Raw genomic sequence first — 26,491 nt, forward strand, 5'->3', positions numbered from 1 at the left:
GCGCTAGGGTATCGGCAATTCCCGTCGCCAATCGGTGCCTCAGATGGACAACCTCACGACCCTGAATGCCTTTGTGCAGGTCGCGCATACCCACAGTTTTGTCGCCGCCGGGCGGGTGCTCGGGGTGACGGCGTCGGCGGTTGGCAAGAGCGTGGCGCGCCTGGAAGAACGCCTGGGCGTCCGGTTGTTCCACCGCAGTACGCGCAGCGTGACGCTGACTGCCGAGGGCGAGCTGTTTCTGGAGCGCAGCCGGCGCATCCTGCGGGAAATCGAGGAAGCCGAGGCAGAGTTGTCCCAAGTCAGCCAGGCGCCCCGTGGTCGCCTCAAGGTCAGCCTGCCGTTGGTGGGCCATCCGTTTTTGCCAGTGCTGGCCGACTTCAAGCAGGCCTACCCTGACGTCGAGCTGGACCTGAGCTTCACCGACCGCCGCGTGGACGTGGTGGAAGAAGGCTACGACGCGGTGCTGCGCAGCGGCGAGGCGCCGGATTCGCGCTTGAGTTCACGGTTGGTGGGGGAGTATCGGATGATCGTCGTGGCGGCCCCCACCTACCTCGAACGTCACGGCACACCGCAGCGCTTCAGCGACCTGGCCCAGCACAGTTGTATCCTGTTCCGCTTTCCCAATACTGGCAAATTGCAGCGTTGGCCGTTGCACGCACAAGGCGTCGAACTCGACCAGCACCTGCCGGCAGCGATGATCTGCAACAACCTCGAGGCCCGGGTATGTTTTGCACTGCACGGCATTGGTATCGCCTACCTGCCGGACTTCGCCATCCGCGAGGCCCTCGACAGCGGGCAATTGCTGCAGGTGCTGCCTGACTGCACCGAGCACGGCAGCTTCCGCATGATGTGGCCATCGAGCCGGCACCCGTCGCCGAAGTTGCGGGTGTTTATCGACTTTCTCAAGGAACGCCTGTTTCCCTGATCAGGCGTTGTCGAACCGCTGCCGCGCCTGGCGAAATTCATCGCCCTTCTCTACCACCCAGGTCCATAGCGGGATCATGTGTACCAGCAGTTCCGTGCCCAGGCTCGACAGCTCGTACTCGACCCTGGGCGGCACTTCCTGGAAGTCGTAGCGCAGCACCAGCCCGTCGCGCTCCAACTGGCGCAACGTACGGGTCAGCATGCGCTGGGTCACGCCCTGCATGCGCCGGCCGATCTCGGCGTGACGCAAGCGGCCGGACACACCCAGCACGTGCACGATGCCCAATGACCAGCGGTTGCCCGCGTGGGTCAGCACCTCGCGCTTGAGGCCGTCATCGTCGGCGCTGAGGGCGTCGCAGGCGGCTTGGGAGCGGCGGATGATCTCGTCGTTATCCATGGGGAGCTCTCGGTATCACGGGTGTGCCTTCTTATGCGCGGCGATGAATTCTGCAAGCATGCCACGACTTTCAACCCAGACGGAGTTCCTATGCCCCCCTCTTCCATCCTGGTACTCGGCGCCGGCGAACTGGGCCTGGCGGTATTGCAAGCACTGGCCGACCTGGCCACACCGGGTGACACACGCCTCGCCGTGCTGCTACGCCCCGCCAGCCTGCACTCGGCTGCGGCCAACGCCTTGCGTGCACGGGGTATCGAGGCAGTTGCCGGCGACCTGCAAAACGACAGCCAACGCGTGCTCGCCGAGCGCTTCGCGCCCTTCGATACGGTAATCTGCTGCACCGGTTTTGCCGCCGGCCCCGGCACCCAGCGCAAACTGGCGCGGGCCGCCATGGAGGGTGGAGTGCGGCGTTATGTGCCGTGGCAATTCGGCGTGGACTATGACCTGATCGGTCGTGGCAGCCCGCAGGATACCTTCGACGAACAGCTCGACGTACGCGACCTGCTACGCGCCCAGCACGGCACGCAATGGCTGATCATCTCCACCGGCATGTTCACCAGTTTTCTGTTCGAGCCCTCGTTCGGCGTGGTCGACCTGGCACAGAACACCGTGCATGCGCTGGGCAGTTGGGACACCGCCGTCACCGTCACCACGCCCGAAGACATCGGCCGGTTGACCGCACACATCGTGCTGGCCGAACCGGCGCTGGGCAACCAGGTGGTATTCACCGCCGGTGACACCCTGACCTATGGGCAACTGGCCGATACCGTCGACGCCACCCTCGGCATCCGGCTGCAGCGCGAGCCCTGGCCGGTGCCGAGGTTGCTGGCCGAACTGGCGAAGGCCCCCGATGACAACCTGAAGAAATACCGCGCAGTGTTCGCCCAAGGCCACGGCGTGGCCTGGGACCCCGCCGTGACTTTCAACGCCCGCAATCACATCGCCATGACGGACGTTGCCACGTGGATCCGCCAACACCTCAGGGCACCGGCAACCATCGGCTGAATTCACCCCGGCTGTTCAACGGGCACCAGGCGAAGTCCGTTTGCGCAGGGGGCAATGCCTGGCGTTCAACCATCGCGCACGGCGAGCCCTTCCAATCAAACAGCGTTGCGCCCTGCCAGGCCAGGACCACACCCCTGGCCTGGCTTTTATCCGTCTGCACCCAACGCGCGGCAGCGGCCGCCATGAACGCCTCGATGGGCTCGTCATCGATCTGCGCCCGATACACCGAGCCCAGCAACCAGCGGCAGACGTTCACGTGGTAGGTCCAATCCAGCGGCGGCCGGTGGCGATAGGCCCAGGTCATGAAGCTGCGAAACAGGTTCAGGCCCTCGGGCGGGTCCAGCTTGAGCAGCGCCGGGCAGATGTCGAACAGGGTGTGCCAATACGGCAGCAGGCGAGCATCCAGGTGCACGAAACTGCGGGAATTGCTGGGGTATTCAGGCGGCGCCGGTTCCGCGTGCAGGCGGCGGGACGCCTTGCTGACCAGGCGGCGGGCGCCTGCGGGCAACAGGTGGTTCATGAAACGCACTCACAGTCATGACGATGGGACGCCTCCTGGTTTCAGGAAGCCCAAGGCAAACGTCAGCGTGCAGGGGAAGCGCGAGGGTTGGCCGAGGGCCAGGAATAGCGTGGCGGCGCCTTGTTGCGCCGTTCATGGGCCGGGCGCGGGGCGTGTCCCAGGCCCAATAGCCAGGCCAGGCCGACCAGGAACACCAGGGCAACGGTCAATGCGTTGCAGACCGGGCAGGCAAAGTAGTTCGAGATGTTGCTGGAAGACGGGCTGCCCAACCCTTTGTCGGAAAGTGGCGCCTGGTTGCCGCTCACCGAACAGAACGCCCCGCCGATGCCATTGAGCGCCTGCCCCGTCATCTGCCCATGCCCCAAACCGCAGACGAACAGGTTCATGAGCACGCAGAAGTACAGGGCCCAGGCGATCAGCGAACGGTCGGGGTGGCTCGATTTCATGGCGGCGACTCTACCACCAGCGCCGCAAAAGGATGAAGCGCGACATGCCCCTGTGGCAGAACGTCGCAGATTACGTGCGCTTGCCAGGGTTGGTAGACTGGGCGCCCTCAAAGCCTGACGTATTGATCCAGAGCAATGCAGGCGCTTCACAGGATGCACAGTTGATGAGTACGTTATTCACCCGCCGCAAGGTGCTGACCGGTATGGGCCTGTTGGGCCTGGGCAGCCTGCTGGGCGGCTGTGACTACAGCCCCAAGCTGAACTTCAAGTACGGCAAGGACCTGAGCGACAAGATCATGGGCCGCACCTTCAAGCTCAAGAACACCGACGGCGAAACCGTCACCCTGAGCTCGTTCCGGGGCCTGATGCCGGTGGTGTTCTTCGGTTTCACCCAGTGCCCGGCCGTGTGCCCGACCACCCTGGCGCGCGCCGCCCAGGCCAAGAAGCTGATGGGCCGCGACGGCGAAATCATGCAGGTGGTGTTCATCACCCTCGACCCGGAACGCGACACGCCGGAGATTCTCGACAAGTACGTCAAGGCCTTCGACCCCAGCTTCGAAGCGCTGTACGGCACCCCGGAAGAAATCGCCGTGGCCGCCAAGGAATTCGGGATCTTCTATGAAAAGATCCCCGCCGGCGACACCTACACCCTGTCCCACACCGCCACCAGTTTCGTGTTCGACACCCGTGGCAACCTGCGCCTGGGCCTGCAGGCATCCCTTACCGCTAAAGAGTGCGCAGAAGACCTGCTCACCGTCATGGAGGTCTGCTAATGACTGCCGTTCAACACCTCAAGCGCACCCTTATCGGCATGACCCTGCTGGGCCTCGCCGCGCACGCCAGCGCCCAGGTGCAAGTCACCGACGCCTGGGTACGTGCGACTGTGCCAGGCCAGCCGTCCAGCGGCGCGTTCATGACCGTCACCGCCGACAGCGACAGCCAATTGCTGAGCGTGGCCTCGCCGGTGGCCAAGGACGTGCAGATCCATGAAATGAGCATGAAGGACGACGTGATGCGCATGGGCCCGGTGGACTCGGTGGCCCTGCCGGCAGGCAAGGCCGTGACCCTCGACCCCGACGGTTACCACGTGATGCTGATGGGCCTGACCGGCCAGATCAAGGAAGGCGACCAGGTGCCGCTGACCCTGACCGTGCAGAACGCCAAGGGCGAGAAGCAGGCGATTGAAGTGAAGGCGCCGGTACGTGGCCTGGATGGGATGGACCATGGCAAGATGCACTGAGACGTGCGCACCCGCCTCAATCCACGATAAATAGCCTTGCCCCGGCACTCGTCGAAGATCGATGCCCTTCCATGTCATTGCCCACCTGGTAACTCATCCCGGCCGTCAGCGTAAACTGACGGCCGTCTTCCAGTTCTGTGTGCAACTCGCCTTCAAGGCATAACAGCACATGCCCCCGCCAGCACCAATGGTCCGCCAAGTAGCCAGGCGTGTATTCGACCATGCGCACACGTGTTGTGCCGAAGTGGCAGGTGCGCCACAGGGCATTGCCAGTGATACCTGGGTGAATCACCGGTTCGACCGTGGCCCAGTCTGTGGTGCCAAAAGGAACAGCAGTGAGATCCATGGCGAGCTCTCGCGTTGATTGATGTGACTTGAGGCTATTCACAAGACACGGTGGACGGTAGACACAGATCGACCCGTTTTATGGGATACAGGTATCCTGCCCGCACAGAGCTCACGGACACGCTGATGCAGATCGACCCTGCCTACATCCTTCACGAAACCGAACACTGGCGGCTAAACCATCATCTGGCATCTGCGTTGCCCGGCTACCTGATGCTGGGGGCCAAGGCGCCGATCCACTCCCTGGCTGACATGCCGGAACCGGCGCTGGCCGAGTTGGGCGGGTTGCTGGCGAAGGTCCAGCGGGTAATGGAGGCGCAGTTGGAGCCGAAATGGCTGTATATCAGCCGGTATGGGCACATGCCGGGCTTCCCGCTGCATTTCCATTTCATCCCGGTGTATGACTGGGTGGAGGATGCGTTCTGGCGGGATGAGCGCTATCGGCTGTTACAACGCTTTGGCACTGCGCAGCTGGCGCAGACCGATGGGGCCGAGTTGACCCTGTTTGTCTGGCGGGAGTTTGGCGAGAGCACTACGCCCCCGTCGATCCAGGGGGCGTCAGTCGAGCAGGTGATTGCTCGACTGGGCGCGGCTTTCAGGGCACTGTAACCGTCCTCGGCTTTGCCACACGTCCACAGCATCCTTTGCTCGCGGGGTGGCACGTGTTATCTCCAGCATTTCCCACTCCTTCCATGAAATCATCGAGCCATTAGCACACTTGTGCTAATCGACCCCTTCCCCCTGCGGCGCTATATTCTCCGGCACTTCCAACGTTCCCCAGGCACCGTGCAACTATTGCGCGTGGGCGTGTTGTGCGCTGGAAAAACCATAACAACCCCAAGGAAGAAGCACCATGAAACTGCAATCCTCCGTTACCCGCCTCACCCTGTTGGGCGCCCTGATCATCGGCGTGGCCGGCTGCAGCAACATCAAGCCCACCGAAGACCACCTCAAGACGCTGTCGGAGACCAACCTGGGTGAGCCGGTCAAGCGTATCTCCAATGTGCGCAGCGACTCGATGACCACCTACTACGTCGCCAGTGCCGCCTCCGGCGAGTACAACTGCTCGGTGCCCAGCGGTGCCAGCGGCGGCATGTTCGCCGTGGCCAGCTTTGGCATGATGAAACCCGCAGCCTACTGCCAACCCAAAGGTGCACGCGGCAACCCATTGCAGGGCTTCACCCAGTAACCGTCTGCTGGCTCAGGTCGCGCAAGGTCCCGCGCAGTTCGGCGGGACGCACCGGCTTGGAGAGAATGGCGATCTGACGGTCGTGCAAGGCGGCCTGGATTCTCTCCACGTCGTGCCCGGTGAGAATCAGCGCAGGGACGGCCCAGCCGCGTTGCTCGCGCAGGGCATCGATGCATTCGATACCCGTGGCGTGGTTGCCCAAGTCATAGTCGGCGACGATGATGTCGCAGTCGCTGACCAGATCACGCCCCGAAGACTCGGCCTGCACCGTGCAACCCCAGCGCTCCAGCAGGGCCTGGGTGGCGAGCAGCACGTTGTGGTCATCTTCCACCAGGCACACCTTCAACCCGGTCAACAGCCCGGCCTGGCGTGTGTCGTCGCGCGGTGCCGTGGCGCGTGGCGCGGTGGCCAGGGTCAAGCCATACAGGCTTACAGAAGTACCATGGCCCACCCGAGAGCGCAGGCCTACTTGCACCCCCATCAACTGCCCCAGGCGCTTGACGATGGACAGCCCCAGGCCGACGCCTTCGACGTCCTTGTCACGCAGGTGGCGTACCCGATAGAACTCCTCGAAGACCTTTGACAGATGCTCCTCGGCAATCCCCCGCCCTCGGTCGTGAATCTCCACCGCCAAGCCGCCGTCGCGTACGCGCACGCCAATCAGCACAGGTCGTTGCGCGCCATATTTGAAGCAATTGGACAACACGTTCTGCACCATGGTCGCCAGCAGCGCAGGGTCGACCAGCACCCAATGCGTGCAGGGTCGCAGGCGCAGCTCCACCCCGGCCCAGCGCGCGGCCTCGGCGTTCTGGCGCACCAGGTCGGCAAGGAACTCGCCCAGATGCACCGCCTGGTACTTGGGCAGCAGGCGACCGTTGTCGAGGGTGTAGAGATCGAGAATCGAGCGGAACAATTGCGATACGTTGAGCAGCGAACGGTCGATGTTATCCACCAGGCGCCGCTCTTCATCACCCAGCCGGGCTTCGCGCAGGCAGGCGGTGAACAGGCCGATGGAATGGATGGGTTGGCGCAGGTCATGGCTGGCCTGGGCAAGGAAACGGGATTTCTCCAGGTTGGCGGCGATGGCCTGCTCGGAGGCCTTGCGCGTGCGCTCCAGCAGGATATGCGCGTACACCGGGATCACCGTGCTGGTGATCATCAACATCAGCACCATGAAGGGTTGCGCCTGCCACACCGGCGTCAGCCGATACACGATCAGCAGTGCCAGCAAGGCCAGCGCCGTGGCAATCGCCAGGTAGCGCGAGCCGTAGCGCATGCCGTTGCCCAGGTTGACCCACACCATCACCGCATACAACGGCAACGCCGCTTCACCGCCTACCACCATGCCGAACGAGGTGCCGGTGTAGTCGTGGATCATGCCGAAGATCCGCCGCGCCGGGTAATGCCCCGGCCAGCGCACGATGACTTGGCGCAAGGCAATGGAGGCGAGCAGGAACAGGAAGATATACAGGATCACCGGCAGGTAGGTGTCCACCGACTGTCCCGGCAGGAAGCCCAATGCACCGATGTAGACGATTGCAATGCTGGCGACCACGATACGCAGGTTGGCCTGGTCGAGTTCGGAGTTGGTCTCAAGACTCATGGGGTTACGTCCTTGTGCGGCAATCATCAATTCCTTCACGCACCGCAGGCAGGCCCGAGGCACGGTGGTAAGGTAGCATGCAACGGCACAACCTTGCCCCAGGGAGGAGCACCCCATGACCGGCCGTATCATCATCGCCGATGACCACCCGATGTTCCGCGAAGGCATGCTGCGCACCGTGCAGCGCCTGCTGCCGGACGCGTTGGTGCAGGAAGCCGGCGACCTCGACGGTGTGCTCGCGCTGATCCACGAAGGCGGCGAGATCGACACGCTGATCCTCGACCTGCGCTTCCCCGGCCTGACCTGCATGAGCCAACTGGCCGAACTGCGCCAGCAATTGCGGCGCACCACGCTGATCGTGGTGTCGATGGTGGACGACCCGGCGCTGATCAATCAGGTCATGGCCCTGGGCGCGGACGGCTTCATCGGCAAGAACATTGCCCCTGATGAGATCGGCCAGGCGCTGCTGGCGATCCGCGAAGGCGAAGTACTGGTCAAGTTCGCTCCCTCTGGCCTGCTGCCACTGGACACCCATACCCTCACCGCCCGCCAGCAAGACGTGCTGCGCCTGATCGCCCAGGGCAAGACCAACAAGGAAATCGCCAAGGCCCTGGATATCTCGCCGTTTACCGTGCGCATCCATGTGTCGTCGCTGCTGCGTACGCTAGGTGTGCCCTCGCGGGCGGCGGCCGCCGTGAAGTATGCCGGAGAGTTCCAGTGACAAGCCGTGCGTGAGCCCCTCTGCATCCGATATTTATGCTCACTTCCCAGCTTAATAATATTTTATTTATACACCCCCTCCCCCTAGCCTTGAAGTCATGCCAACGCTGAATCCAACTGCATTACGCAAGGACAGAGACATGACTGAAGCACTCACAAAAACAGACACGCTGGTGGTGGGCGCCGGCCAAGCTGGCGTGGCCATGAGCGAGCATCTGAGCAAACAAGGCGTGCCCCACCTGGTACTGGAGCGCAGCCGCATCGCCGAGCGCTGGCGCACCGGCCGGTGGGATTCGCTGGTGGCCAACGGCCCGGCGTGGCATGACCGCTTTCCCGGCCTGGCATTCGATACCGTCGCCCCGGATGGTTTTGCACCGAAGGAACGCGTGGCCGATTACTTTGAAGCCTACGCGCGCAAGTTCAACGCGCCGATCCGTACCGGCGTCGAGGTGCTGTCCGTGGTACGCAATGTCGGTCGCCCCGGCTTCACCGTGCACACCAGTGAAGGGGTGATCGAAGCCAACCGCGTGGTGGCCGCGACCGGGCCGTTCCAGAAGCCAGTGATTCCGGCCATCGCACCTAAAGACAGCGCGTTGCATCAGATCCACTCCGCCGACTATCGCAAACCCGCGCAACTGCCGGCGGGTGCCGTGCTGGTGGTGGGTGCCGGTTCGTCCGGCGTGCAGATTGCCGATGAATTGCAGCGCTCCGGGCGCCAGGTGTACCTCTCGGTCGGCGCCCACGACCGCCCGCCCCGCGCCTACCGCAACCGCGACTTCTGCTGGTGGCTGGGGGTGCTGGGCGAGTGGGACCAGGCGGCGATGAAGCCCGGCCGCGAGCACGTGACCATAGCGGTCAGCGGCGCACACGGCGGCAAGACCATCGACTTCCGCGAGCTGGCCCAGCAAGGCATGACCCTGGTGGGCCTGACCCAGGCGTTCAATGGCAGCGTCGCCACGTTCCAGCCGAACCTGGTGGAGAACCTGGCACGCGGCGATGAAAACTACCTGGCCCTGCTGGATGCCGCCGATGCCTACATCGAACGCAACGGCCTGGACCTGCCCCTGGAGCCTGAAGCCCGTCGCGTGTTCCCCGATGCCGAATGCATCAAGAATCCGATCCTGGAACTGGACCTGGCCGCGGCCGGCATCACTTCGATCATCTGGGCCACTGGCTTTGCCGTGGACTACAGCTGGCTGAAAGTCGATGCCTTCGACGCCGCCGGCAAGCCAGCGCACCAGCGCGGGGTCTCCACCGAAGCCGGGATCTACTTCCTCGGTTTGCCGTGGCAGTCGCGCCGTGGCTCGTCGTTTATCTGGGGCGTCTGGCACGACGCCAAGTACGTCGCCGACCACATCGCCATCCAGCGTCAATACCTTGAATACCGCGAAGCCGCCCCGGTGGTTCGCCCATCCCCTGTCAACGCCTGAGCCTTATTGCCGGAGTTTTCCTGATGCCTACTCACACCCGTATCCGCATGTTCAACACGAAAGAAACCTACCCCAACCAGAGCCTCGACAACGACCTGTGCCAGGCCGTGCGCGCTGGCAACACCGTGTACGTGCGCGGTCAGGTCGGCACCGATTTCGACGGTAACCTGATCGGCCTTGGCGACCCACGCGCCCAGGCCGAGCAAGCGATGAAAAACGTCAAGCAACTGCTGGAGGAAGCCGGCAGCGACCTCAGCCACATCGTCAAGACCACCACCTACCTGATCGACCCGCGCTACCGCGAATCGGTGTACCAAGAGGTCGGCAAGTGGCTCAAGGGCGTGTTCCCGATTTCCACCGGGCTGGTGGTGTCGGCCCTCGGCCAGCCGCAGTGGCTGATGGAAATCGATGTAATCGCGGTTATTCCCGAATAAGGAGCGCCACCATGACCTTTTCAATCGTCGCCCGTTGCGCCGAGACCGGGCAGCTAGGCATCGCCATCAGCTCCTCGAGCATTGCCGTAGGCGCCCGCTGCCCATGGCTGCGGCCGGGTGTGGGCGCGGTGTCGACCCAGAACATCACGCTGCCGGCCCTGGGCCCGGACGTGCTCGACCTGCTGGAACAAGGGCTGGCCCCCGCCGAGGCCATCGACACGGCCCTGACCCGCAACGGCTACAGCCAATACCGGCAACTCACGGCGATTGATCACCTGGGGCGCAGCGTGCATTTCAGCGGCAGCGAAACCCTCGGCACTCACCACGCGGTGTCGGGCGAACAGTGCGTGGCGGCGGGCAATATGCTGGCGGACTGTGCGGTGATCGAGGCGATGGTCACTGCTTTCGAGCAAGGTGAAGGCCAACTGGCCGACCGACTGCTGGCGGCCATGCACGCCGCGATTGCCGCCGGCGGCGAAGCCGGCCCGGTGCATTCGGCCGCGCTGGTGGTGGTGGGCGACCTGACCTGGCCGATCATCAACCTGCGGGTGGATTGGGCCGATGAACAGCCAATCCTTGCACTGCAAACACTCTGGGACGCCTACCGTCCACAGGTGCAGGACTACATCGACCGCGCCCTTGCCCCGGACCGTTCCCCCGGCTACGGCGTGGCCGGAGATGACCGATGAGCACCAGCCGCGAACTGCTGCAATCGCTGGTTGCGTTCGACACCACCAGCCGTGAATCCAACCTGCAACTGATCGAGTTTGTACGCGATTACCTGGCCGGTTTCGGGGTGGCCAGCGAGTTGATCTACAACGAGGAACGCAGCAAGGCCAACCTGTTTGCCAGCGTCGGCCCGGTAGAGTTGCCCGGCATTGTGCTGTCGGGGCATACCGATGTAGTGCCGGTGGACGGCCAGCCCTGGACGGTGCCGCCGTTCGAGTTGACCGAGCGCGATGGCAAGCTGTTTGGCCGCGGCACCGCCGATATGAAGGGCTATATCGCCTGCGTGCTGGCGCTGGTGCCGGCGTTGGTCTCCGCACCGCTGCGGGTGCCGGTGCACATCGCCCTGTCCTATGACGAAGAAGTCGGTTGCCTGGGCGTGCGTTCGTTGCTTGCAGTGTTGGAGCAACGCCCGGTCAAACCCATGCTGTGCATCATCGGCGAACCCACCGAACTCAAGCCGGTGCTCGGGCACAAGGGCAAGCTGGCGATGCGTTGCGATGTACATGGCGAGGCGTGTCACTCCGCCTATGCGCCGTATGGAGTGAATGCGATTGAACATGCCGCCGAGTTGATCGGTGAACTGGGGCGGATGGGGCAGCGACTGCGCGATACCCAGGATGCGCGGTTTGATCCGCCGTTCAGCACGGTGCAGGCCGGGGTGATCAGTGGCGGCAAGGCCCTCAACATCGTGCCGGCGGATTGCCGGTTTGATTTCGAAGTGCGCGCGTTGCCGTCGCAGGACCCGTCCGAGGTGGCGGACGAATTGAAGGCGTACGCCGAGCAGCAGGTGCTGCCGCGTATGCAGGCAGTGAGTGCGCAGAGTGCGATTCGGTTTACCGAGCTGTCGGCGTACCCCGGCTTGGTCACCGACGAGCGCAGCCAGGCGGCGCAGTGGATTGCGGCGTTTTCCGGTTCGAAGGAATTCGGGACGGTGGCGTTTGGGACCGAAGGCGGGTTGTTTGATGCAGTGGGCATTCCCACGGTGGTGTGCGGGCCGGGCAGCATGGACCAGGGGCATAAGCCGGATGAGTTTGTGACGGTGGAGCAACTGGCGGGGTGTGATGCGATGTTGGGGCGGATGTTGGCGTCTGTTCGCGCTTGAGCACTTGGGTTCATGCAGAGCCTGGTAAGCGCTTGATTTTGTAGTGAGCGGGCTTGCCCCGCGCTAGGCAAGTTCGCTCACTACAAAAGCAAGGCATGCCTGGATTTAGCCAAGGATTCGGGCGAGTTCTTCTTGGCAGTAATCGACAAACAGCTGCACCGGCTTGGTCAGCGGCGCGCGGCGCAGCCATACCGCCGACAGGCCGGAACCAGTGACGGTCTCGGCCAACGGCACACACACGACCTTTTGCCCGTCATAGGTGTACTCGGTGAACGGCTTGGTCACCAGAATCGAAAACCCGAACCCCCTCCCCACCATGCCCCGCACCATTTCGATCGACGGCGAGCTGAACACGATATTCGGCGTCAGCCCGCGTTCTTCAAAGATGCTCACGAAGTAGGTGCGGCTGGGCAGCACGTCCAGCAGGATCATCGGTTCCAGCACCAGGTCTGCCAGCGACACCTTGGCCTGTTGCGCAAAGCGATGATCGGCCGGCAACAACGCATAGGGCTGCTGCGGCGGCATCAGCGGCGTGGTCTCGATAGTCGCGCCCAGGTCGTGCTCGAACAGCATGGCCACGTCGATACTGCCCGCCGTCAGCGCCTGCACCAGCTCCTGTTGTTCGCCATCGCGGATACGGATTTCCACCCCCGGCCAACGCGCCTTGAAGCCGGCGATCAGGCGCGGCAGGTACAGCGGCGCCACGGTTTCGAAGCAGCCGATATCGATCTGCCCCGCCACCACGTCATTGTCCGCCAGGGCGTTCTGCTCGAACTCGTGGGCCACCCGCAGCAGCTCCAGCGCCTTGCGGTAAAAGCGTGCGCCGCTGGGTGTCAGCGACACGCCCTGGGCGTGATGACGGATAAACAGCTGCACGCCAAAGCTGTCTTCCAGCTGCTTGATCGCCGTGGATACCGACGGCTGCGCGATATACAGCTTGCGCGACGCCTCGGCGACGCTGCCGCACTCGGCGGTGGTGACGAAATATCTGAGCTGGCGCAGGTTGTAGGCAGCCATCGGGACCTCCAGAAACGTGGGACTTCGCCCGTCAATCAGGTGTAGGCAACATACCCGAGCGCGACAAGACGCGAGCTATATTTTTTAAGGTCTATAGCAACAAACTTACTAATTTACCTCCCCGCGCCCATTGCAGATGATCACTCCAACAACAAAGCGCCGCGCAGGTGGCGCACAGCGAAGTACGTCAACGTACTCACCTTGCCTTGGAGCTCGTCATGGTTACCACTGCAACATCCTCCGCCCCGCTTATCGAAAAACACACGATTGGATACGTGCCCCCGGAAGACCGCCATGGAAAGGTCAGAGACCTGTTCACCCTGTGGTTCGGCGGCAACATCGCGCCGTTGCCGATCGTCACGGGGGCGCTGGGTGTGCAACTGTTCCACCTCAACCTGCTCTGGGGCATCGTCGCGATCCTCGTTGGCCACCTGGTCGGCGGCGTGTTGATGGCGTTGCACTCGGCCCAGGGCCCGCAGATGGGCATCCCGCAAATGATTCAGAGCCGTGCCCAGTTCGGCTCACTCGGCGCACTGCTGGTGGTGGTGATTGCCGGCGTGATGTACGTCGGCTTTTTCGCCTCCAACATCGTGCTGGCGGGCAAGTCCCTGCACGGCGTGGTCGACGCCGTGCCCGTGCCGGTGGGCATCGTGATCGGCGCCATCGGCTCCGGCATCATCGGCATCATCGGCTACCGCTTCATCCACGTACTCAACCGCATCGGCACCTGGGTGCTGGGCGCCGGGATCGTGCTGGGGTTCGGCTATATCTTCACCCACGTACAGACCACCGACTTCCTGACCCGTGGTGAATTCAACATCTCCGGTTGGCTGGCGACCGTGTCCCTGGCGGCGCTGTGGCAAATCGCATTCGCGCCCTACGTCTCCGACTACTCGCGCTACCTGCCGGCCGACGTGCCGGTCGCCTCCACCTTCTGGACCACCTACCTCGGCTCGGCCCTGGGCTCCAGCCTGTCGTTCATCTTCGGCGCCGTCGCCGTGCTCGCCACCCCGGTCGGCATGGACACCATGGACGCCGTCAAGCTCGCCACCGGTACCATCGGCCCGTTGATGCTGGTGCTGTTTCTGCTCAGCGTGATCAGCCACAACGCGCTCAATTTATATGGTGCGGTGCTGTCGATCATCACCCTGGTGCAGACCTTTGCGTATCGCTGGATCCCCACCGCCAAAAGCCGCACGGTGATCTCGATCCTGGTGTTGGCAACCTGTGCGATTGCCGCGGTGTTTGCCTCCAAGGACTTCATCGGCCACTTCGTCGACATGGTGCTGGTGCTACTGGTGGTACTGGTGCCATGGACGGCGATCAACCTGATCGACTTCTATGCGATCCATAAGGGCAAGTACGACATCGCCTCGATCTTCCGCGTGGACGGCGGGATTTACGGGCGATACAACCCACAGGCATTGCTCGCCTATGCAGTGGGGATCGTGGTGCAGATTCCGTTCATGAATACGCCGCTGTATGTCGGGCCGATTTCGGCGCATATCAACGGGGCGGACCTGTCCTGGGTGGTGGGGTTGGTGGTGACGTCGCCGTTGTATTTCTGGCTGGCGAGTCGGGACAGTGCGTATAAGCGGCGGATGGACGGAGGGAAGTTGGTGGGTGGGGTTTGATGCACTCCCTGTGATCTGAGTGATGAAGTCATCGTGGCGAGCGGGCTTGCCCCGCGTTGGGCTGCGCGGCGGCCCCAGTAAGGTTGAATGCGGTGCGCCAGGCAGGTCTCCTGTGCCGATTTTGGGGCTGCTTCGCAACCCAACGCGGGGCAAGCCCGCTCGCCACAACAGCCTGCTCGCCACAGGGGATCTGTGTCGCTCGGGTCGATGTTTGTCTATCATGTGGCCTCTCGCTCAATGCCTCAGGAAACGCCCATGCCCGCCCTCACCTTGCGCAACGCCCTCCCCGCCGACGCCGCCCGTTGCTTTGAAATCGAGATCACCGCCTACGAAGGCGACGAAGCCGCCACCCTGGAAAAGATCGCCACGCGTATTGCGCAGTACCCGCAAGGTTTTCTGATCCTGGAAGCGGCTGGCGAAGTGGTGGGGTTCATCAACGGCGGCTGCGCCCACAAGGTGGTGATGTCAGATGAAGCGTTCAAGGAGTTGGTGGGCCATTCGGCCGACGCGCCGAATGTGGTGATCATGTCGGTGGTGGTCGACCCGACGCACCAGGGCAAGGGCTATTCGAGAATACTGATGACCGAGTTTGTGCAGCGCATGCGCGGCATGGGCAAGCAGACGATTCATCTGATGTGCAAGGAACAGCATGTTCCGCTGTATGAACGCATGGGTTACCAATACGTGCAGCCGTCGCCGTCGGATCACGGTGGCATGGCGTGGCATGAGATGGTGATGGTGTTCTAGCCCCCCCGGGTCAAGGCGGCACTTGTGTGTCCGGACGCAAGCGCTTGCAACGCACATCGATAACGAACAGCCACGCCACAACCCCCTGGATGACACCGCCGGGGATGATGCCGAAGTGTTCGACCCCACTACGCAAAGCTGGCAACCCACCCAAGCGGCGGGCAAAGGGCAACATACGCCGCTGGGAGATCCGTACCGCGAACCAGTAGATTTTGAGATCAAGGCCGATAACATGGGAGGATGGCAACGCGCATAAGCCAGACGAGAACCCGTGATGACAGCCCTCCACATTGAAGTCAGCGACCAGCCCAACCCCGACGCGGAACCTGTCCTCGGCGCCGGCTTGGCGGCGTTCAATGAGGCCATCACGGGCTATAACGACCGGCGCTTGCTGGCGGTGCTGATCAAGGATCCTGACACCCGGCAAATCCTTGGCGGTATCACCGGCAAAACCACGCTGGGCACGGCGTTTCTCGATCTGTTTCACCTGCCCGACACGTTGCGCGGCGAAGGCCTGGGTAGTCAGTTGCTACATGCCTTTGAAGCAGAAGCCCGGCGCCGGGGCTGTCGCAATGCGGTGCTGTACACCCTCAGCTTTCAAGCGCCGGGGTTTTACGAGAAGCATGGCTGGGTGCGCTTTGGTGAGATTCCATGCGAACCGGACGGTAGCAGCCGGGTGTTTCTGTCTAAGACGCTGTGATGTTTTACCAGCTCCCTGACGCCCCGCCGCCGCCACTGGAACCACCGCCGCCCGATGAACTGCTGCTGGAACTGGAACGGGAGCTTCCGGAGCTTGAGCCGGAACCTCCGCCAGACCCCGAGCCGCCCTCGGAAATACTCTGGATAAACACAATAAACGCCACGATTGACGCGGCCGGTATCGCCACTATCCAGCCCTGGTAACCCTGCCCCAGCAACACCCCCACGGCCACATAGACCGCCAGCACCGCCAACACACGCAAAATGAAAAAACGCGGGCGTTTTTTCCAGGATTCACGGATGACGAAAAACAGCCCCACGTATAACCCCAGTACCAAGGCGCCGCCAAACGGCCACAACAGCCAATGGACGAAATTGACCTCGACGAAGTGGTTCACCACCAGCACCCCGACGATGTACGCCAGCAGTCCCAACACGCTGTAGAACACCGCACGCGCCAGCCACAGTGCGCCGAACGTGGCGCCGCCGATCAGCAACGTCAGCGGCACGACAAACAGGTACATCGGCCAATCGCGCCCGCCGCCATAGATCGTCAGGAGTACTGTCACCAGCGCTGTGGCAATCAACGCGCGGCGCCAATGCAGCTTGCCGGCGGCGATGAGCACACCGCCGATGGCGCCGATGACAAACGCCAGCAGTATCGCAATGAACTGCGGATTGAGCCCCGGCCCCGCAATCGCGGGCAAGTCACCGCCGTCCACCAGCACCACCAGGTCGTTCACGCCCAGGGAGACACCGCCGGCGAAATCGCCCTGGCGAAACGCCGGGGTGATGTGTTCTTCGATGATGCGATGGGCCAACAGGTCGGTCACTGTGCCTTCCAGGCCATAGCCCACCTCGATACGCACCTTGCGATCATCCTTGGCCACCAGCAGCAGGATGCCGTCGTTGATGTCCTTGCGTCCCAGCTTCCAGGCACGGAACAGTTGGTTGGCGTAGTCCTCGATACTCGCCCCCCCCGTGGTGGGCACCAGCAGCACCGCAATTTGCGCGCCTTTGCGCTGTTCCAGGTCGGCGAGCTGGTTTTTCAGACGGGTGGCAGTGGCGGCGTCCAGGGTGTTGGTGAGGTCGATCACCCGCTGGTCGAGAGCCACGCCGATGGGCGAATCCTGCGCATGGGCCGCGCTCAACAGGCCGATGAGCAGCAGCGCCACCAGGCCCAGGATCGATTGCCGCAAAATCGCCATCATGCTTTGTTACCTGAAGTTTCTTCCTGAAGGCGCCGACTTTACCTTATCAACGCTATAACGCGTGACCCCACGGCGTTGACTATCTAAACTGCGCGGATACATAGCAATACGCCATAACCGGAAAATCCATGGATCTACGTCAGCGCAACAACGTCAATGTGATGGGCACCGGCACGTCGACCCTGGTGTTCTCCCATGGTTTTGGCTGCAACCAGGCCATGTGGAACTACCTGGCGCCGCATTTCCTCGAGCGTTTTCGTGTGGTGCTGTACGACCTGGTGGGCGCCGGCCTGTCTGACCTGAGCGCCTACGACAAAAACACATACAGCACGCTGGACGGCTATGCGCGGGATCTCAATCAGATTATCGATGCCCATGCCATCGGCCCGGTGATTCTGGTAGGCCACTCGGTCAGCGCGATGATCGGCACCCTCGCCGACCGCCAGGCCCCGGGGCGTATCGCCGCCCACGTGATGATCGGCCCGTCGCCGCGCTATATCGATGAAGACGGCTATATCGGCGGTTTCAAGCGTAGCGATATCGAAGACCTGCTCGACACCCTCGACAGCAACTACCTAGGCTGGTCCAGCGCCATGGCCCCGGTGATCATGGGCGCGCCTGATCAACCCGCATTGGGCGAAGAGCTGACCAAGAGCTTCTGCCGCACCGAACCGGATATCGCCAAGCAGTTCGCACGGGTGACCTTTATGTCGGACAACCGCCAGGATGTGATCGGCCTGACCACCCCGGTGCTGATCCTGCAGTCGACCGATGACCTGATCGCCCCGGTGGCTGTCGGCGAATACCTGCACAGCATGTTGCCCAACAGCACCTATCACCTGGTGGACAACGTCGGCCATTGCCCGCACATGAGTGCCCCCCAGGCTTGCGCGGCGGCCATGGACAGCTTCCTTGCGCCGTGGACAACTGCACGTGCCAGCTGATCTGTTCGACAGCGCCGCCTGCGCCCTGGCCGTCACCTCGGAAGATGGCACCCTGGTGCAAACCAACGCACGCTTCAGCGAATGGCTGGGCTTCAGCGCCGCCGAGTTGTGCGGCAAGCGCTTCCAGGACCTGCTCACCATGGGTGGGCGCATCTTTCACCAGACCCACCTGGCGCCCATGTTGCGCATGCATGGCAGTGTCAACGAGGTGAAGCTGGACATGCTGCACCGTGACGGCCACAAGATCACCGTGCTGCTCAACGGCAACAAGCGCGAGCAGGCCGACGTCGCGGTGTACGACCTGGCCCTGTTCGGCACCACCGACCGCGACAAGTACGAACGCGAGCTGCTCAACGCACGCAACCTGGCCGAAGCGCTGTTGCAGGAGAAAACCGCCACCGAACTGGCCTTGCAGCAAGCCCAGGCCGAGTTGCGCGAGGCCTATGCGATTTCCCAGCGCCGCGCACTGTTCGCCGAGCAGATGGTGGCGATTGTCAGCCATGACCTGAAGAACCCGCTCACCGCCATCCGCATGGCCTCTGACTTTCTCAGCCGCAGTGAACGCACGGCCAAGGAACGCCAGTTGCTGGGGCATATCGGCCAGTCGTCCGAGCGCGCCCAACGCATGATCGCCGACCTGCTGGACTTCACCCAGGCCCGGGTCGGCCAGGGCATCACTATCAAGGCCCTGCCGTTGGACTTGCATGGCGTGATTCATCGCACCGTGGACGAACTGCGCGTGGCGTTTCCCAAGGCGACGTTGGAACATCACGCAGAAGGCCATGGCGACGCCTGCCTGGACGCCGACCGCGTGCAGCAGATCATCGGCAACCTGGTGGCCAACAGCGTGGCCTATGGCGACCTGCAACGGCCGATCCGGATTACCTCACGCCTGGGCGTTGGCGGCTGCGAAGTGGCGGTACACAACCACGGCGCGGCCATTCCCGAAGCGTTGCTGGCCGGGCTGTTCGAGCCCATGACCCGAGGTACCGACCAGGGCAGTGATGTGCGCAGCGTGGGCCTGGGCCTGTATATCGTGCGCGAGTTGGCCAAGGTGCACGGCGGGGATGTGGCGGTGAGTTCCTGCGCCACGGGCGGCACCACCTTCACCGTGACGTTTCAGAACACGTAGGCGCTGCCTTGCATCACCGGCTCGACACTGCCGGTCAGCACCACACCGCCCTCACCCGCCCAGTGCACGGTCACGATGCCGCCGTCGCACTCCACCTGCACCGTGGCATCCAGCAACCCGCGCCGGATCCCATTGACCACCGCGCCGCAGCAGCACGAGCCGGAGCCCAGCGGCACGCCGCCGCCACGCTCCCAGATGCGCAGGCGGATACGGCCACGGTCCAGCACCTGCACGAAATGCACATTGGTCTTGTCCGGGAACAACCGATGTTTTTCCAGTGCAGGGCCCACGGCGGCGACCTCGATCGTGGTGAGGTCATCCACGAAAAACGTACAGTGCGGATTGCCCATGCTGCACGCGGCCGGTTCGCCCTCGATAGGCAGAACAAGCGTATCCATGGCCCCGGCCAGCGGCACTGCATGCCAGTCCAGCGACGGCTCGCCCATGTTCACCGAGACTTGCCGCCCGGGGGCACGTACGCAGGTCAGCAGGCCCCGGTCGGTACGCAACAGCACCGAATCCGTAGCGGCCTCATGCATCAAGCGATCAGCCACGCCACGGGTCGCGCTGCCGCAGGTGGCCAGCGGCGTACCGTTGGGGTTCCAGAACTTGATGCGCGCGGCGGCATCATCGCAGTCGAGTACCACGGCAAGCTGGTTGAAACCGATACCGGTGTGACGGTCGCCCAGGCGGCGGGCGATCTGCGCGGTGATGGGATCGTGCAAGCCACGGCGGTCGATGATGATGAAGTCATCGCCATGGGCGTGCATTTTCACGAACGGCAAAAGCATCGGTTGTCCTGTGGTCGACCTGTGGGGGAACTGAAGGATACTCTGAACCGGCCCACTCTTATGAGACCCACCTATGCTAATTGTCTTCAGTGGCCTGCCCGGCACCGGCAAAACCACGATTGCCCGCGAACTCGCACGCCAGACCGCGGCGGTTTACCTGCGTATCGACTTGATTGAACAGGCTATACGCGAGGCCGGTGTGCTGGCGGGGGACGTGGGTGCCAGCGGTTATGGCGTGGCGAATGCACTGGCGCTGAGCAGTCTGCAACTGGGCCACACCGTGGTGGCGGACTGCGTAAATCCGGTCAGGGAAAGCCGGCAAGCGTGGAAGGCCGTCGCTGCAGCAGCAAAGGTGGCATTACTGAATGTTCGGGTGATCTGCTCAGACCAGCAGGAACATCAACGACGGGTGGAAACCCGCACGGGGGATATTCCCGGCCTGGTTCCGCCCTCCTGGGCGTCTGTGTTGGCGCATGAGTATGAGGTTTGGGATGAAGTGCCCTTGACGCTCGATACCGCCTGCATGACACCGGAGCAAGCCGTGACAACAACGATGGCGAACCTCACCTCTGTGGCGAGCGGGCTTGCCCCGCGTTGGGGCGCGAAGCGGCCCTGAAACCAGGCAATGCGTTCTGACAGGGGAAATGCAGGGGCTTACCGGGGCTGCTGCGCAGCCCAACGCGGGGCAAGCCCGCTCGCCACAACAGGCCTGCTCGCCACGAGGTTGAGCCGCCTACAACACGCTGCCCATCGCCTTCATCAACACCAGGTCCCGCCCATAGATATCCGGCGCATACACCAAACCGCCCTCACGATTGACCTCCACCGTCCAGTAGCTCAACAACACCGGCACCGGCGTGGCCAGCCTGAATTCGTGGGTCACGCCGGTGGCCAGCAGTTCATCGGTGCGCGCACGTTCGGCCGGGCTCACCAGCAGATCGCGCAAGAGCAGCGGTTGCTCGACCCGCACACACCCCGAACTGAACGCCCGTGGCCCTTTGGTGAACAGCGGCTGGCTCGGCGTGTCGTGCAGGTACACCGAGTACGGGTTGGGAAAGCGCATCACGATCTTGCCCAGCGGGTTGCGCGGGCCGGCCTCCTGGCGCAGCAGGATATTACCGGGGCGCGCCCAGTCGATCTGTTCCGGCGCCAGCGGGTGGCCTTCGGCATCGAGCACTTGCAGGTTCTGCTGGCGCAGGTATTCGGGGTTGAGGCGGATGGCCGGGAGTTTGTCCTCGCGCATGATGGTGGGCGGGATGGTCCAGGTGGGGTTGAGGGTCAGCCGGGTGATGCGGGATTTGAGCAACGGCGTCTGGCGCTCGGCGCGGCCCACTTGCAGGCGGGTCTGCCACACCGGGATGCCGCTCTGGTACACGCTGAGTTGCGCGGCGGCGACGTTGACCAGCACACCTTCAGGCTCCAGGTCCTGGGCCAACCAGCGGAAGCGTTCGAGGTTGATGCGCAGTTGTTCGCGCCGGATCGCCGGGCTGATATTCAGCTCGGCCACCGTACCGGCGCCGATCACGCCGTCAGCCTGCAACGAATGGCTCAGTTGAAAGGCCTTGACCGCCTTGACCAGTTCGTCGCTGTACTGCTTGCCGCCGGGGGCCTTGGCCAGGTAACCCCCACCGATCAGGCGCCGCGCCAGTTCCGGTACGCGCGGGTCGTCCATGCCAGGGCGCAACAACGGGCCACTGGCGACCGCGTCCCAATGTGGCAATGGTTGCTGGCGCACAGTGGAATAGGCATTGCGCAGGCTGCGGTAGAGGTCCGCGCTGGGGCGTGCCTGATCGAACGCCTGGGGCATGTCCTGCAGGCCGGTGGCGGCAAAGGCCAGCACTTCAACGTTGGCGTCGCGGGTCGGGGGCTGGGAATGCCACAGGGGCTCGAAGCGCGATTGCTGCAGGCGCCCGTAGTGCAGATCCTGCAGGGCTTGCAAGTAGTGCTGGCTGGTCGCGATGTCGCTGCACAGCACGTTGGCCGTGGCATCTGGCACAGGCAGGCTATAGTGGGTGGGGTCCAGGCCGTCATCGGCGAGCATCAGCAACTGAGATTGCAGGGCTTGCCGGCGCTCGTCGGCGGACCACAACGGCAGATTCCCCTGCTGTTGGTAGAACGCTTGCAGACGCAGTTGGGCGGCGGCGTCAATCTGCGGCGCCAAGCCGGGGCAAACGCTCGGCAATTGCGCCAAGGCCTGCTGCACCGGCGCCAGATCGACCGGCGCAGGTGTTGTCACCGGCAACGGCTCGACCGGCAGCGCGTCGGCTGTCGCGACCAATGGTGCAACGAGCAGGCAAATGCTCAAGTAACATGCGTGTTTTTTGAACAATTGACCTGGCTCCAATCCACACCGGGGGATACTTTGTAGATGCTGACTTTTATGCGCCGCCTCGGCTTGATCTCCGTGACGTTGGCTACGCTGAGCAATTTTGCGCTCGCCGCTAATCAGACCTCTCCTAACTTGTATAGCAGCCTGGCGCGCTCGGCTCCAGAACTCAATCCCACTGTACTCAAAAGCGCCCTCAACGCGGTGCAGTGCGCGGTCAATAACGGCGAGGAACGCTCCGAACGCCTGGCGGTCATTGACTACTCCCAGCCTTCGACCGCCCGTCGGCTATGGATCTTCGATTTGCGCAAGAAGACCCTTGTTCTGCGCGACCTGGTGGCCCACGGCGCCAAGTCCGGGGAAAACTTCGCCACCCAGTTCTCCAACCTCGAAGGCAGCCACCAGTCCAGCCTGGGCTTGTTCCGCACCCAGGAAAGCTACCTGGGCACCCACGGTTACTCGTTGCGCATGGACGGCCTGGAGCCGGGTTTCAATGACCAGGCCCGCGACCGCGCCATCGTGATCCACGCCGCCGACTACGTAAGCCCCCTGTGGAGCAAGCGCGAAGGCCGTATCGGTCGCAGCCAGGGTTGCCCGGCCGTGCGCCCGCAGGTGGCCCGTCAGGTAGTGGACAAGCTCAAGGATGGGCAGTTCATGTTTTCGTGGTACCCCGACCAGCGCTGGTTGAAGTCGTCGACCTACCTCAATTGCAAACCCCAACAGGTGGCGAGTAGTCGTACAATCCGTGGCGGATAGCCTGTCCCCATAGATAAGAGAGCGCCGCATGCTTCTACATAAGTCCACCTGGATCGAGATCGGGCAGTTTCTGGAACGCAGCCGCACGGTGGTGATTCCCATCGGTTCCAACGAACAGCATGGCCCCACCGGCCTGCTCGGCACCGACTGGATGTGCCCGGAAATCATCGCCCATGAGGCGCAGCAGAACGCGGATATCCTGATCGCCCCGACCTTCAATATCGGCATGGCCCAGCATCACTTGGGTTTTCCCGGCACCATTTCCCTGCGCCCTTCCACCTTTATCGCCGCGATTGGCGACTGGGTGCGTTCGCTGGCCGGGCATGGTTTCGAGAAGATTCTGTTTCTGAACGGCCATGGCGGCAATATCGCCACGATTGAAGCGGCGTTTTCCGAGCTGTACGCCGAAGCGAGCTTCGCCCGTCGCCCCGCCGGCTTTGCGTTGAAGCTGGTGAACTGGTGGGACCTGGAGGGCGTAACCGACCTGGCCCAGCGCCAATTCCCGGTGGGCCATGGCAGCCATGCCACACCGTCGGAAATTGCGGTGACCCAATGGGCCTACCCGGACGCGATCAAGACCGCCGACTACTCACCGCAAATCGCCAACACCGGGCCGATCCGCGAGGCGCTGGACTTCCGCGCGCGCTTCCCGGATGGGCGCATGGGCTCGGACCCGGCGCTGGCGACGGTAGAGAAAGGTGGGGAATTGGTGACGTTGGCGGCGCAGGGGTTGGTCAAGACAGTGAACAGCTTCAGCAACGAAGCCAAACCTTAAGCCCTACGCAAATCCAATTGTGGGAGGGGGCTAGCCCCCGATAGCAGTATGGCAGTCACAGATGTATTGACTGATCCACCGCTATCGGGGGCAAGCCCCCTCCCACATGTGGTTTTATGTATTGCCTGGAATTATTGGCATTCCTTTGCCGCCAGCTCTAGCCGCGACGGCGTGATCGTCGACGCCAACGGCTTGCGCTCATACAGGAACACCTTGGCGCCCTCTCCAGCCTTGTAGGCTTCCAGCACGTCATCGGCGGCAATCTTGCTGGTCAGCACCACTTTGGCGTGACGCGAGTTCTGGGTGACGGTCGAAGTGATCCCGTGTTTTTCCAGCTTGGGCAGCACGCACTGCACATAGGCTTCCGGGCTCTTGCTGGTTTGCAGGGTCAGGCTCGGGGCATTAGGGGCGGTGACACAACCCGCCAACACCAGGGAAGCAATGGCCAAGGCCGGGGCGAAAAAAGCGCGCATGAAAAATTCCTGACTATAAAAATAAAGGTTCACATCAACCGGCACGGACCAACGCTTTGAGCGACGCATCGAACTGCTTCAAGGCATCGAGTTGCACATCACGCTGCTGCTCGATCTGCGCGGCAATCTCCGGCGCGGCCTTGTCATGTACCCACACCGATGGCACCCGCTTGTGCACCGAGCCTTCGGCCCTGGCGATGTACTGCAGGTTCGCGTCATAGAACCGCGCAATAAAACGCGCCTCGACCACATCGTTACGCTGGGTCAGCAGTTGGTTGTGGGTATCGAGCATCACCACCACATCGGGGTGTGCCTGCACCAGGGCATCCAGGTTGTCGTAGACCGTTACTGACAAAAAGGTGCCTTGCAGCGAGCTCATCAACCAATCGATGGCCAGTTCCGGGTCGGAACTGTTGACGAACGCCTGGCGGATACGCCCGTCGAGGGCATCCTTGGCGCCATTCAAGGCCATATCGTGGTAGCGTTCGAGGTAGCTGAGGTTGTCGCGGGTGTTGTCGCTCAACAACACACCCACTGACTGCGCGTGCTGCAGGGAGTCTACGCTACCGTTGATAGGTAGCAAATGGCTGGTATGCAGATCATCGGCGATTGCCGCGTTGTTGATGACCACCGTGCCAAGCATCAGAGCCATCAAAGCCACCTGAATAAACGTCCTCATCGCGCATTTCCTTGAACAGCGTCTCGATGGGGCGATTTTCCGCTTTTCCTGCAAAAACAGAACTTGCGATGCGTGATGGTGACTATTATCTGAACCGATAGTGCTGACATAAAACCTATAAGGACCACGCCATGAAGCCCCACCAGAAAACCTTCGACCGCATCCGCGAAGCCGTACTACCGGAGTTTCGCGAGCGGGTCGCCGATTACCTGGTCGACTATGAACACGTGCTGCAGGACGAGGCGGCGGACGCGGATCGGATCAGCGCCAGCGCCCAGCAACTGCGCGGTTACCTGCGCGGCCTGAACACCACGCGGGTGCTGGGTATGGCCGACTGGGAGGAGCTGGACCGCCGTGTGAAAGAGGATTGGCTACGGGTGGTCGAAGCCGAATAACGCGCGAGGCGTATCGATCAGCAAGGCCTGCGCGACCGGTGCCGACCAGCCCAGGGCCTGGCGTTGCTCGATCACCGTGGGGTAGTCGACTGACGTTTCATGCTGGGTGTGCGGCCAGTCACTGCCCCACACCAAGCGGTGCAGACCAAAACTCTGCTGCAGCACCGGCATGGCCTGGCGGGCGAACTCAAGGTTCTGCGCCGGGCTGCCGCCCAGGCGATAGATCCCCGAGACTTTCAACCACAACTGGCCGCTGAGGCCCAAGTCCAGCAACTCGGCAAAATCGCGTTGGGCGACGCCGAGTCGTGCATCCGGCCGGCCAAAATGGTCGACCACCAGCTTGATCCCGAACGGCAGCAACTGGCGCACCAATTGCGGCAGGTCGGCTACCTCGCGGTGCAATTCCACATGCCAGCCCAGGGCGACAAGGTGCTCGAAAAAAACCTTCCAGCCGGGCTCGGCAAAGTCCGGCAGCGCCCGGCCCACCAGGTTCAAGCGCACGCCAACCACGCCTGCGCGGGCCATCGCCTGTAAAGCGTCGTGCGGGATATCCCGCTCCAGCACCACCACGCCGCGCAACTGATCCGGGGCTTGCTGCAAAGCGGCCAACAGATAGCCGTTGTCGGTGCCCAGGAAACTGGGCTGTACCAGCACACCGTGGCTCAGGCCATTGGCGTGCAAGTGGCCGAGGTAGTCCGCCAGCGTGGCGTCGTAGCCTGGGGTGTAGCGACGCTCACCGGCCAGGGTCAGCGCCTGGCTGAATACATGGGCGTGGGCGTCGATGCCGGTGATGGAACGGTTATCAAGCATGGGGTCGTCTTTCAAAAG

Annotated in this window: 32 protein-coding genes; 20 read left to right on the plus strand and 12 right to left on the minus strand. The window is 62.9% G+C overall.

Going from position 1 to position 26,491, the window contains the following annotated elements:
* The first annotated feature begins 43 nt into the window (after window positions 1-43).
* The gene (locus M2497_RS18165) at window positions 44-925 is read left to right on the plus strand and encodes a LysR substrate-binding domain-containing protein (protein ID WP_058423940.1); all 882 of its coding nucleotides are present in this window, start codon (window positions 44-46) and stop codon (window positions 923-925) included.
* Here M2497_RS18165 and M2497_RS18170 read toward each other — a convergent pair whose 3' ends face one another.
* Entirely contained in the window at window positions 926-1,321 is a 396-nt protein-coding gene (locus M2497_RS18170) for a helix-turn-helix domain-containing protein (protein ID WP_071493274.1), read from the minus strand. It abuts the gene before it with no gap.
* A gap of 90 nt (window positions 1,322-1,411) precedes the next feature.
* On the opposite strand from M2497_RS18170, the gene M2497_RS18175 reads away from it, so the two are divergent.
* Window positions 1,412-2,326, plus strand: a complete 915-nt coding sequence (locus M2497_RS18175) for an aromatic alcohol reductase (protein ID WP_248482129.1) — start codon at window positions 1,412-1,414, stop codon at window positions 2,324-2,326.
* Here the strand turns inward: M2497_RS18175 and M2497_RS18180 are convergent.
* Both M2497_RS18180 and M2497_RS18185 read right to left on the minus strand, forming a co-directional pair.
* Window positions 2,301-2,846 (minus strand): putative natural product biosynthesis protein, encoded by a 546-nt coding sequence (locus M2497_RS18180; protein WP_248482131.1) that lies wholly within the window; start codon window positions 2,844-2,846, stop codon window positions 2,301-2,303. The two genes, M2497_RS18175 and M2497_RS18180, sit on opposite strands and share 26 nt — an antisense overlap.
* A 62-nt stretch (window positions 2,847-2,908) precedes the next feature.
* Entirely contained in the window at window positions 2,909-3,292 is a 384-nt protein-coding gene (locus M2497_RS18185) for a DUF2946 domain-containing protein (RefSeq protein WP_248482133.1), read from the minus strand.
* 164 nt (window positions 3,293-3,456) lie between these two features.
* On the opposite strand from M2497_RS18185, the gene M2497_RS18190 reads away from it, so the two are divergent.
* On the plus strand, window positions 3,457-4,065 hold the full coding sequence (locus M2497_RS18190) for an SCO family protein (protein WP_016976099.1): 609 nt from the start codon (window positions 3,457-3,459) through the stop codon (window positions 4,063-4,065).
* Window positions 4,065-4,532, plus strand: a complete 468-nt coding sequence (locus tag M2497_RS18195; RefSeq protein WP_248482135.1) for a copper chaperone PCu(A)C — start codon at window positions 4,065-4,067, stop codon at window positions 4,530-4,532. The genes M2497_RS18190 and M2497_RS18195 overlap by 1 nt, the downstream gene beginning before the upstream one ends.
* 16 nt (window positions 4,533-4,548) lie before the next feature.
* Here M2497_RS18195 and M2497_RS18200 read toward each other — a convergent pair whose 3' ends face one another.
* Window positions 4,549-4,878: a DHCW motif cupin fold protein gene (locus tag M2497_RS18200; protein ID WP_248482137.1), complete on the minus strand. Its 330-nt coding sequence runs from the start codon at window positions 4,876-4,878 to the stop codon at window positions 4,549-4,551.
* A 125-nt stretch (window positions 4,879-5,003) separates the two neighbouring features.
* On the opposite strand from M2497_RS18200, the gene M2497_RS18205 reads away from it, so the two are divergent.
* Both M2497_RS18205 and M2497_RS18210 read left to right on the plus strand, forming a co-directional pair.
* Window positions 5,004-5,486, plus strand: a complete 483-nt coding sequence (locus M2497_RS18205) for an HIT family protein (RefSeq protein ID WP_248482138.1) — start codon at window positions 5,004-5,006, stop codon at window positions 5,484-5,486.
* A 244-nt stretch (window positions 5,487-5,730) separates the two neighbouring features.
* Window positions 5,731-6,066, plus strand: a complete 336-nt coding sequence (locus M2497_RS18210) for a hypothetical protein (RefSeq protein ID WP_033896666.1) — start codon at window positions 5,731-5,733, stop codon at window positions 6,064-6,066.
* Here M2497_RS18210 and M2497_RS18215 read toward each other — a convergent pair.
* Window positions 6,056-7,669, minus strand: a complete 1,614-nt coding sequence (locus tag M2497_RS18215; protein WP_248482139.1) for a hybrid sensor histidine kinase/response regulator — start codon at window positions 7,667-7,669, stop codon at window positions 6,056-6,058. The genes M2497_RS18210 and M2497_RS18215 overlap by 11 nt on opposite strands.
* Before the next feature lie 115 nt (window positions 7,670-7,784).
* On the opposite strand from M2497_RS18215, the gene M2497_RS18220 reads away from it, so the two are divergent.
* The 5 genes from M2497_RS18220 to argE all read left to right on the plus strand — a co-directional run bounded on the left by M2497_RS18220 (window position 7,785) and on the right by argE (window position 12,084).
* Entirely contained in the window at window positions 7,785-8,390 is a 606-nt protein-coding gene (locus M2497_RS18220; protein ID WP_248482140.1) for a response regulator transcription factor, read from the plus strand.
* A gap of 139 nt (window positions 8,391-8,529) precedes the next feature.
* Window positions 8,530-9,819 carry an NAD(P)/FAD-dependent oxidoreductase gene (locus M2497_RS18225; protein WP_248482141.1) on the plus strand — a complete coding sequence of 430 codons (1,290 nt, stop codon included), beginning with the start codon at window positions 8,530-8,532 and terminating at the stop codon, window positions 9,817-9,819.
* 23 nt (window positions 9,820-9,842) lie between these two features.
* On the plus strand, window positions 9,843-10,253 hold the full coding sequence (locus M2497_RS18230) for a RidA family protein (RefSeq protein ID WP_248482142.1): 411 nt from the start codon (window positions 9,843-9,845) through the stop codon (window positions 10,251-10,253).
* An 11-nt stretch (window positions 10,254-10,264) separates the two neighbouring features.
* Window positions 10,265-10,942 (plus strand): DUF1028 domain-containing protein, encoded by a 678-nt coding sequence (locus M2497_RS18235; protein ID WP_248482144.1) that lies wholly within the window; start codon window positions 10,265-10,267, stop codon window positions 10,940-10,942.
* Complete coding sequence (argE, locus tag M2497_RS18240) at window positions 10,939-12,084, plus strand: acetylornithine deacetylase (RefSeq protein WP_248482146.1); 1,146 nt, start codon at window positions 10,939-10,941, stop codon at window positions 12,082-12,084. The genes M2497_RS18235 and argE overlap by 4 nt, the downstream gene beginning before the upstream one ends.
* A gap of 105 nt (window positions 12,085-12,189) precedes the next feature.
* Here the strand turns inward: argE and M2497_RS18245 are convergent, their stop codons facing one another.
* Entirely contained in the window at window positions 12,190-13,101 is a 912-nt protein-coding gene (locus M2497_RS18245; RefSeq protein ID WP_248482148.1) for a LysR substrate-binding domain-containing protein, read from the minus strand.
* 218 nt (window positions 13,102-13,319) lie between these two features.
* Here M2497_RS18245 and M2497_RS18250 point away from each other — a divergent pair, with 218 nt between their 5' ends.
* From M2497_RS18250 to M2497_RS18260, 3 genes are all read left to right on the plus strand, one after another.
* A complete protein-coding gene (locus M2497_RS18250) occupies window positions 13,320-14,735 on the plus strand; it encodes a cytosine permease (RefSeq protein ID WP_248482150.1) in 1,416 nt (471 codons plus the stop codon).
* 255 nt (window positions 14,736-14,990) lie between these two features.
* Window positions 14,991-15,482 carry a GNAT family N-acetyltransferase gene (locus tag M2497_RS18255; protein ID WP_248482152.1) on the plus strand — a complete coding sequence of 164 codons (492 nt, stop codon included), beginning with the start codon at window positions 14,991-14,993 and terminating at the stop codon, window positions 15,480-15,482.
* Between the two features lie 274 nt (window positions 15,483-15,756).
* The gene (locus M2497_RS18260; protein ID WP_248482153.1) at window positions 15,757-16,182 is read left to right on the plus strand and encodes a GNAT family N-acetyltransferase; all 426 of its coding nucleotides are present in this window, start codon (window positions 15,757-15,759) and stop codon (window positions 16,180-16,182) included.
* 4 nt (window positions 16,183-16,186) lie between these two features.
* On the opposite strand, the gene M2497_RS18265 is transcribed toward M2497_RS18260, so the two are convergent.
* Complete coding sequence (locus M2497_RS18265) at window positions 16,187-17,392, minus strand: YgcG family protein (protein WP_248482154.1); 1,206 nt, start codon at window positions 17,390-17,392, stop codon at window positions 16,187-16,189.
* Window positions 17,393-17,520: 128 nt separating this feature from the next.
* Between M2497_RS18265 and M2497_RS18270 the strand changes: the two genes are divergently transcribed.
* Window positions 17,521-18,336, plus strand: coding sequence for an alpha/beta hydrolase (locus tag M2497_RS18270; protein WP_248482155.1), 816 nt, complete (start codon window positions 17,521-17,523; stop codon window positions 18,334-18,336).
* Window positions 18,326-19,468, plus strand: a complete 1,143-nt coding sequence (locus tag M2497_RS18275; protein WP_248482156.1) for a PAS domain-containing sensor histidine kinase — start codon at window positions 18,326-18,328, stop codon at window positions 19,466-19,468. Before M2497_RS18270 ends, M2497_RS18275 begins: the two co-directional genes overlap by 11 nt.
* Here the strand turns inward: M2497_RS18275 and dapF are convergent.
* Window positions 19,456-20,259 carry a diaminopimelate epimerase gene (gene dapF, locus M2497_RS18280; protein ID WP_093512679.1) on the minus strand — a complete coding sequence of 268 codons (804 nt, stop codon included), beginning with the start codon at window positions 20,257-20,259 and terminating at the stop codon, window positions 19,456-19,458. The two genes, M2497_RS18275 and dapF, sit on opposite strands and share 13 nt — an antisense overlap.
* A 73-nt stretch (window positions 20,260-20,332) precedes the next feature.
* On the opposite strand from dapF, the gene M2497_RS18285 reads away from it, so the two are divergent.
* The gene (locus M2497_RS18285; protein WP_092245314.1) at window positions 20,333-20,875 is read left to right on the plus strand and encodes an AAA family ATPase; all 543 of its coding nucleotides are present in this window, start codon (window positions 20,333-20,335) and stop codon (window positions 20,873-20,875) included.
* 117 nt (window positions 20,876-20,992) lie between these two features.
* Here M2497_RS18285 and M2497_RS18290 read toward each other — a convergent pair whose 3' ends face one another.
* On the minus strand, window positions 20,993-22,588 hold the full coding sequence (locus tag M2497_RS18290; protein ID WP_248482157.1) for a L,D-transpeptidase family protein: 1,596 nt from the start codon (window positions 22,586-22,588) through the stop codon (window positions 20,993-20,995).
* Window positions 22,589-22,627: 39 nt separating this feature from the next.
* On the opposite strand from M2497_RS18290, the gene M2497_RS18295 reads away from it, so the two are divergent.
* Both M2497_RS18295 and M2497_RS18300 read left to right on the plus strand, forming a co-directional pair.
* A complete protein-coding gene (locus M2497_RS18295) occupies window positions 22,628-23,341 on the plus strand; it encodes a murein L,D-transpeptidase catalytic domain family protein (protein ID WP_179029193.1) in 714 nt (237 codons plus the stop codon).
* Window positions 23,342-23,369: 28 nt separating this feature from the next.
* Window positions 23,370-24,116: a creatininase family protein gene (locus M2497_RS18300; protein ID WP_248482158.1), complete on the plus strand. Its 747-nt coding sequence runs from the start codon at window positions 23,370-23,372 to the stop codon at window positions 24,114-24,116.
* A 131-nt stretch (window positions 24,117-24,247) separates the two neighbouring features.
* On the opposite strand, the gene M2497_RS18305 is transcribed toward M2497_RS18300, so the two are convergent.
* Together M2497_RS18305 and M2497_RS18310 are read right to left on the minus strand one after the other, a co-directional pair.
* Window positions 24,248-24,589 (minus strand): hypothetical protein, encoded by a 342-nt coding sequence (locus M2497_RS18305; protein ID WP_248482159.1) that lies wholly within the window; start codon window positions 24,587-24,589, stop codon window positions 24,248-24,250.
* Window positions 24,590-24,623: 34 nt separating this feature from the next.
* Entirely contained in the window at window positions 24,624-25,268 is a 645-nt protein-coding gene (locus tag M2497_RS18310) for an ATPase (RefSeq protein ID WP_248482161.1), read from the minus strand.
* 131 nt (window positions 25,269-25,399) lie between these two features.
* Between M2497_RS18310 and M2497_RS18315 the strand changes: the two genes are divergently transcribed.
* Complete coding sequence (locus M2497_RS18315) at window positions 25,400-25,663, plus strand: hypothetical protein (RefSeq protein ID WP_248482163.1); 264 nt, start codon at window positions 25,400-25,402, stop codon at window positions 25,661-25,663.
* Here the strand turns inward: M2497_RS18315 and M2497_RS18320 are convergent.
* Window positions 25,640-26,473, minus strand: a complete 834-nt coding sequence (locus M2497_RS18320) for an amidohydrolase family protein (RefSeq protein WP_093527761.1) — start codon at window positions 26,471-26,473, stop codon at window positions 25,640-25,642. The two genes, M2497_RS18315 and M2497_RS18320, sit on opposite strands and share 24 nt — an antisense overlap.
* Window positions 26,474-26,491: the final 18 nt, after the last annotated feature.

This window comes from Pseudomonas sp. CYM-20-01, assembly GCF_023169845.1.
GTDB lineage: Bacteria > Pseudomonadota > Gammaproteobacteria > Pseudomonadales > Pseudomonadaceae > Aquipseudomonas > Aquipseudomonas azotoformans.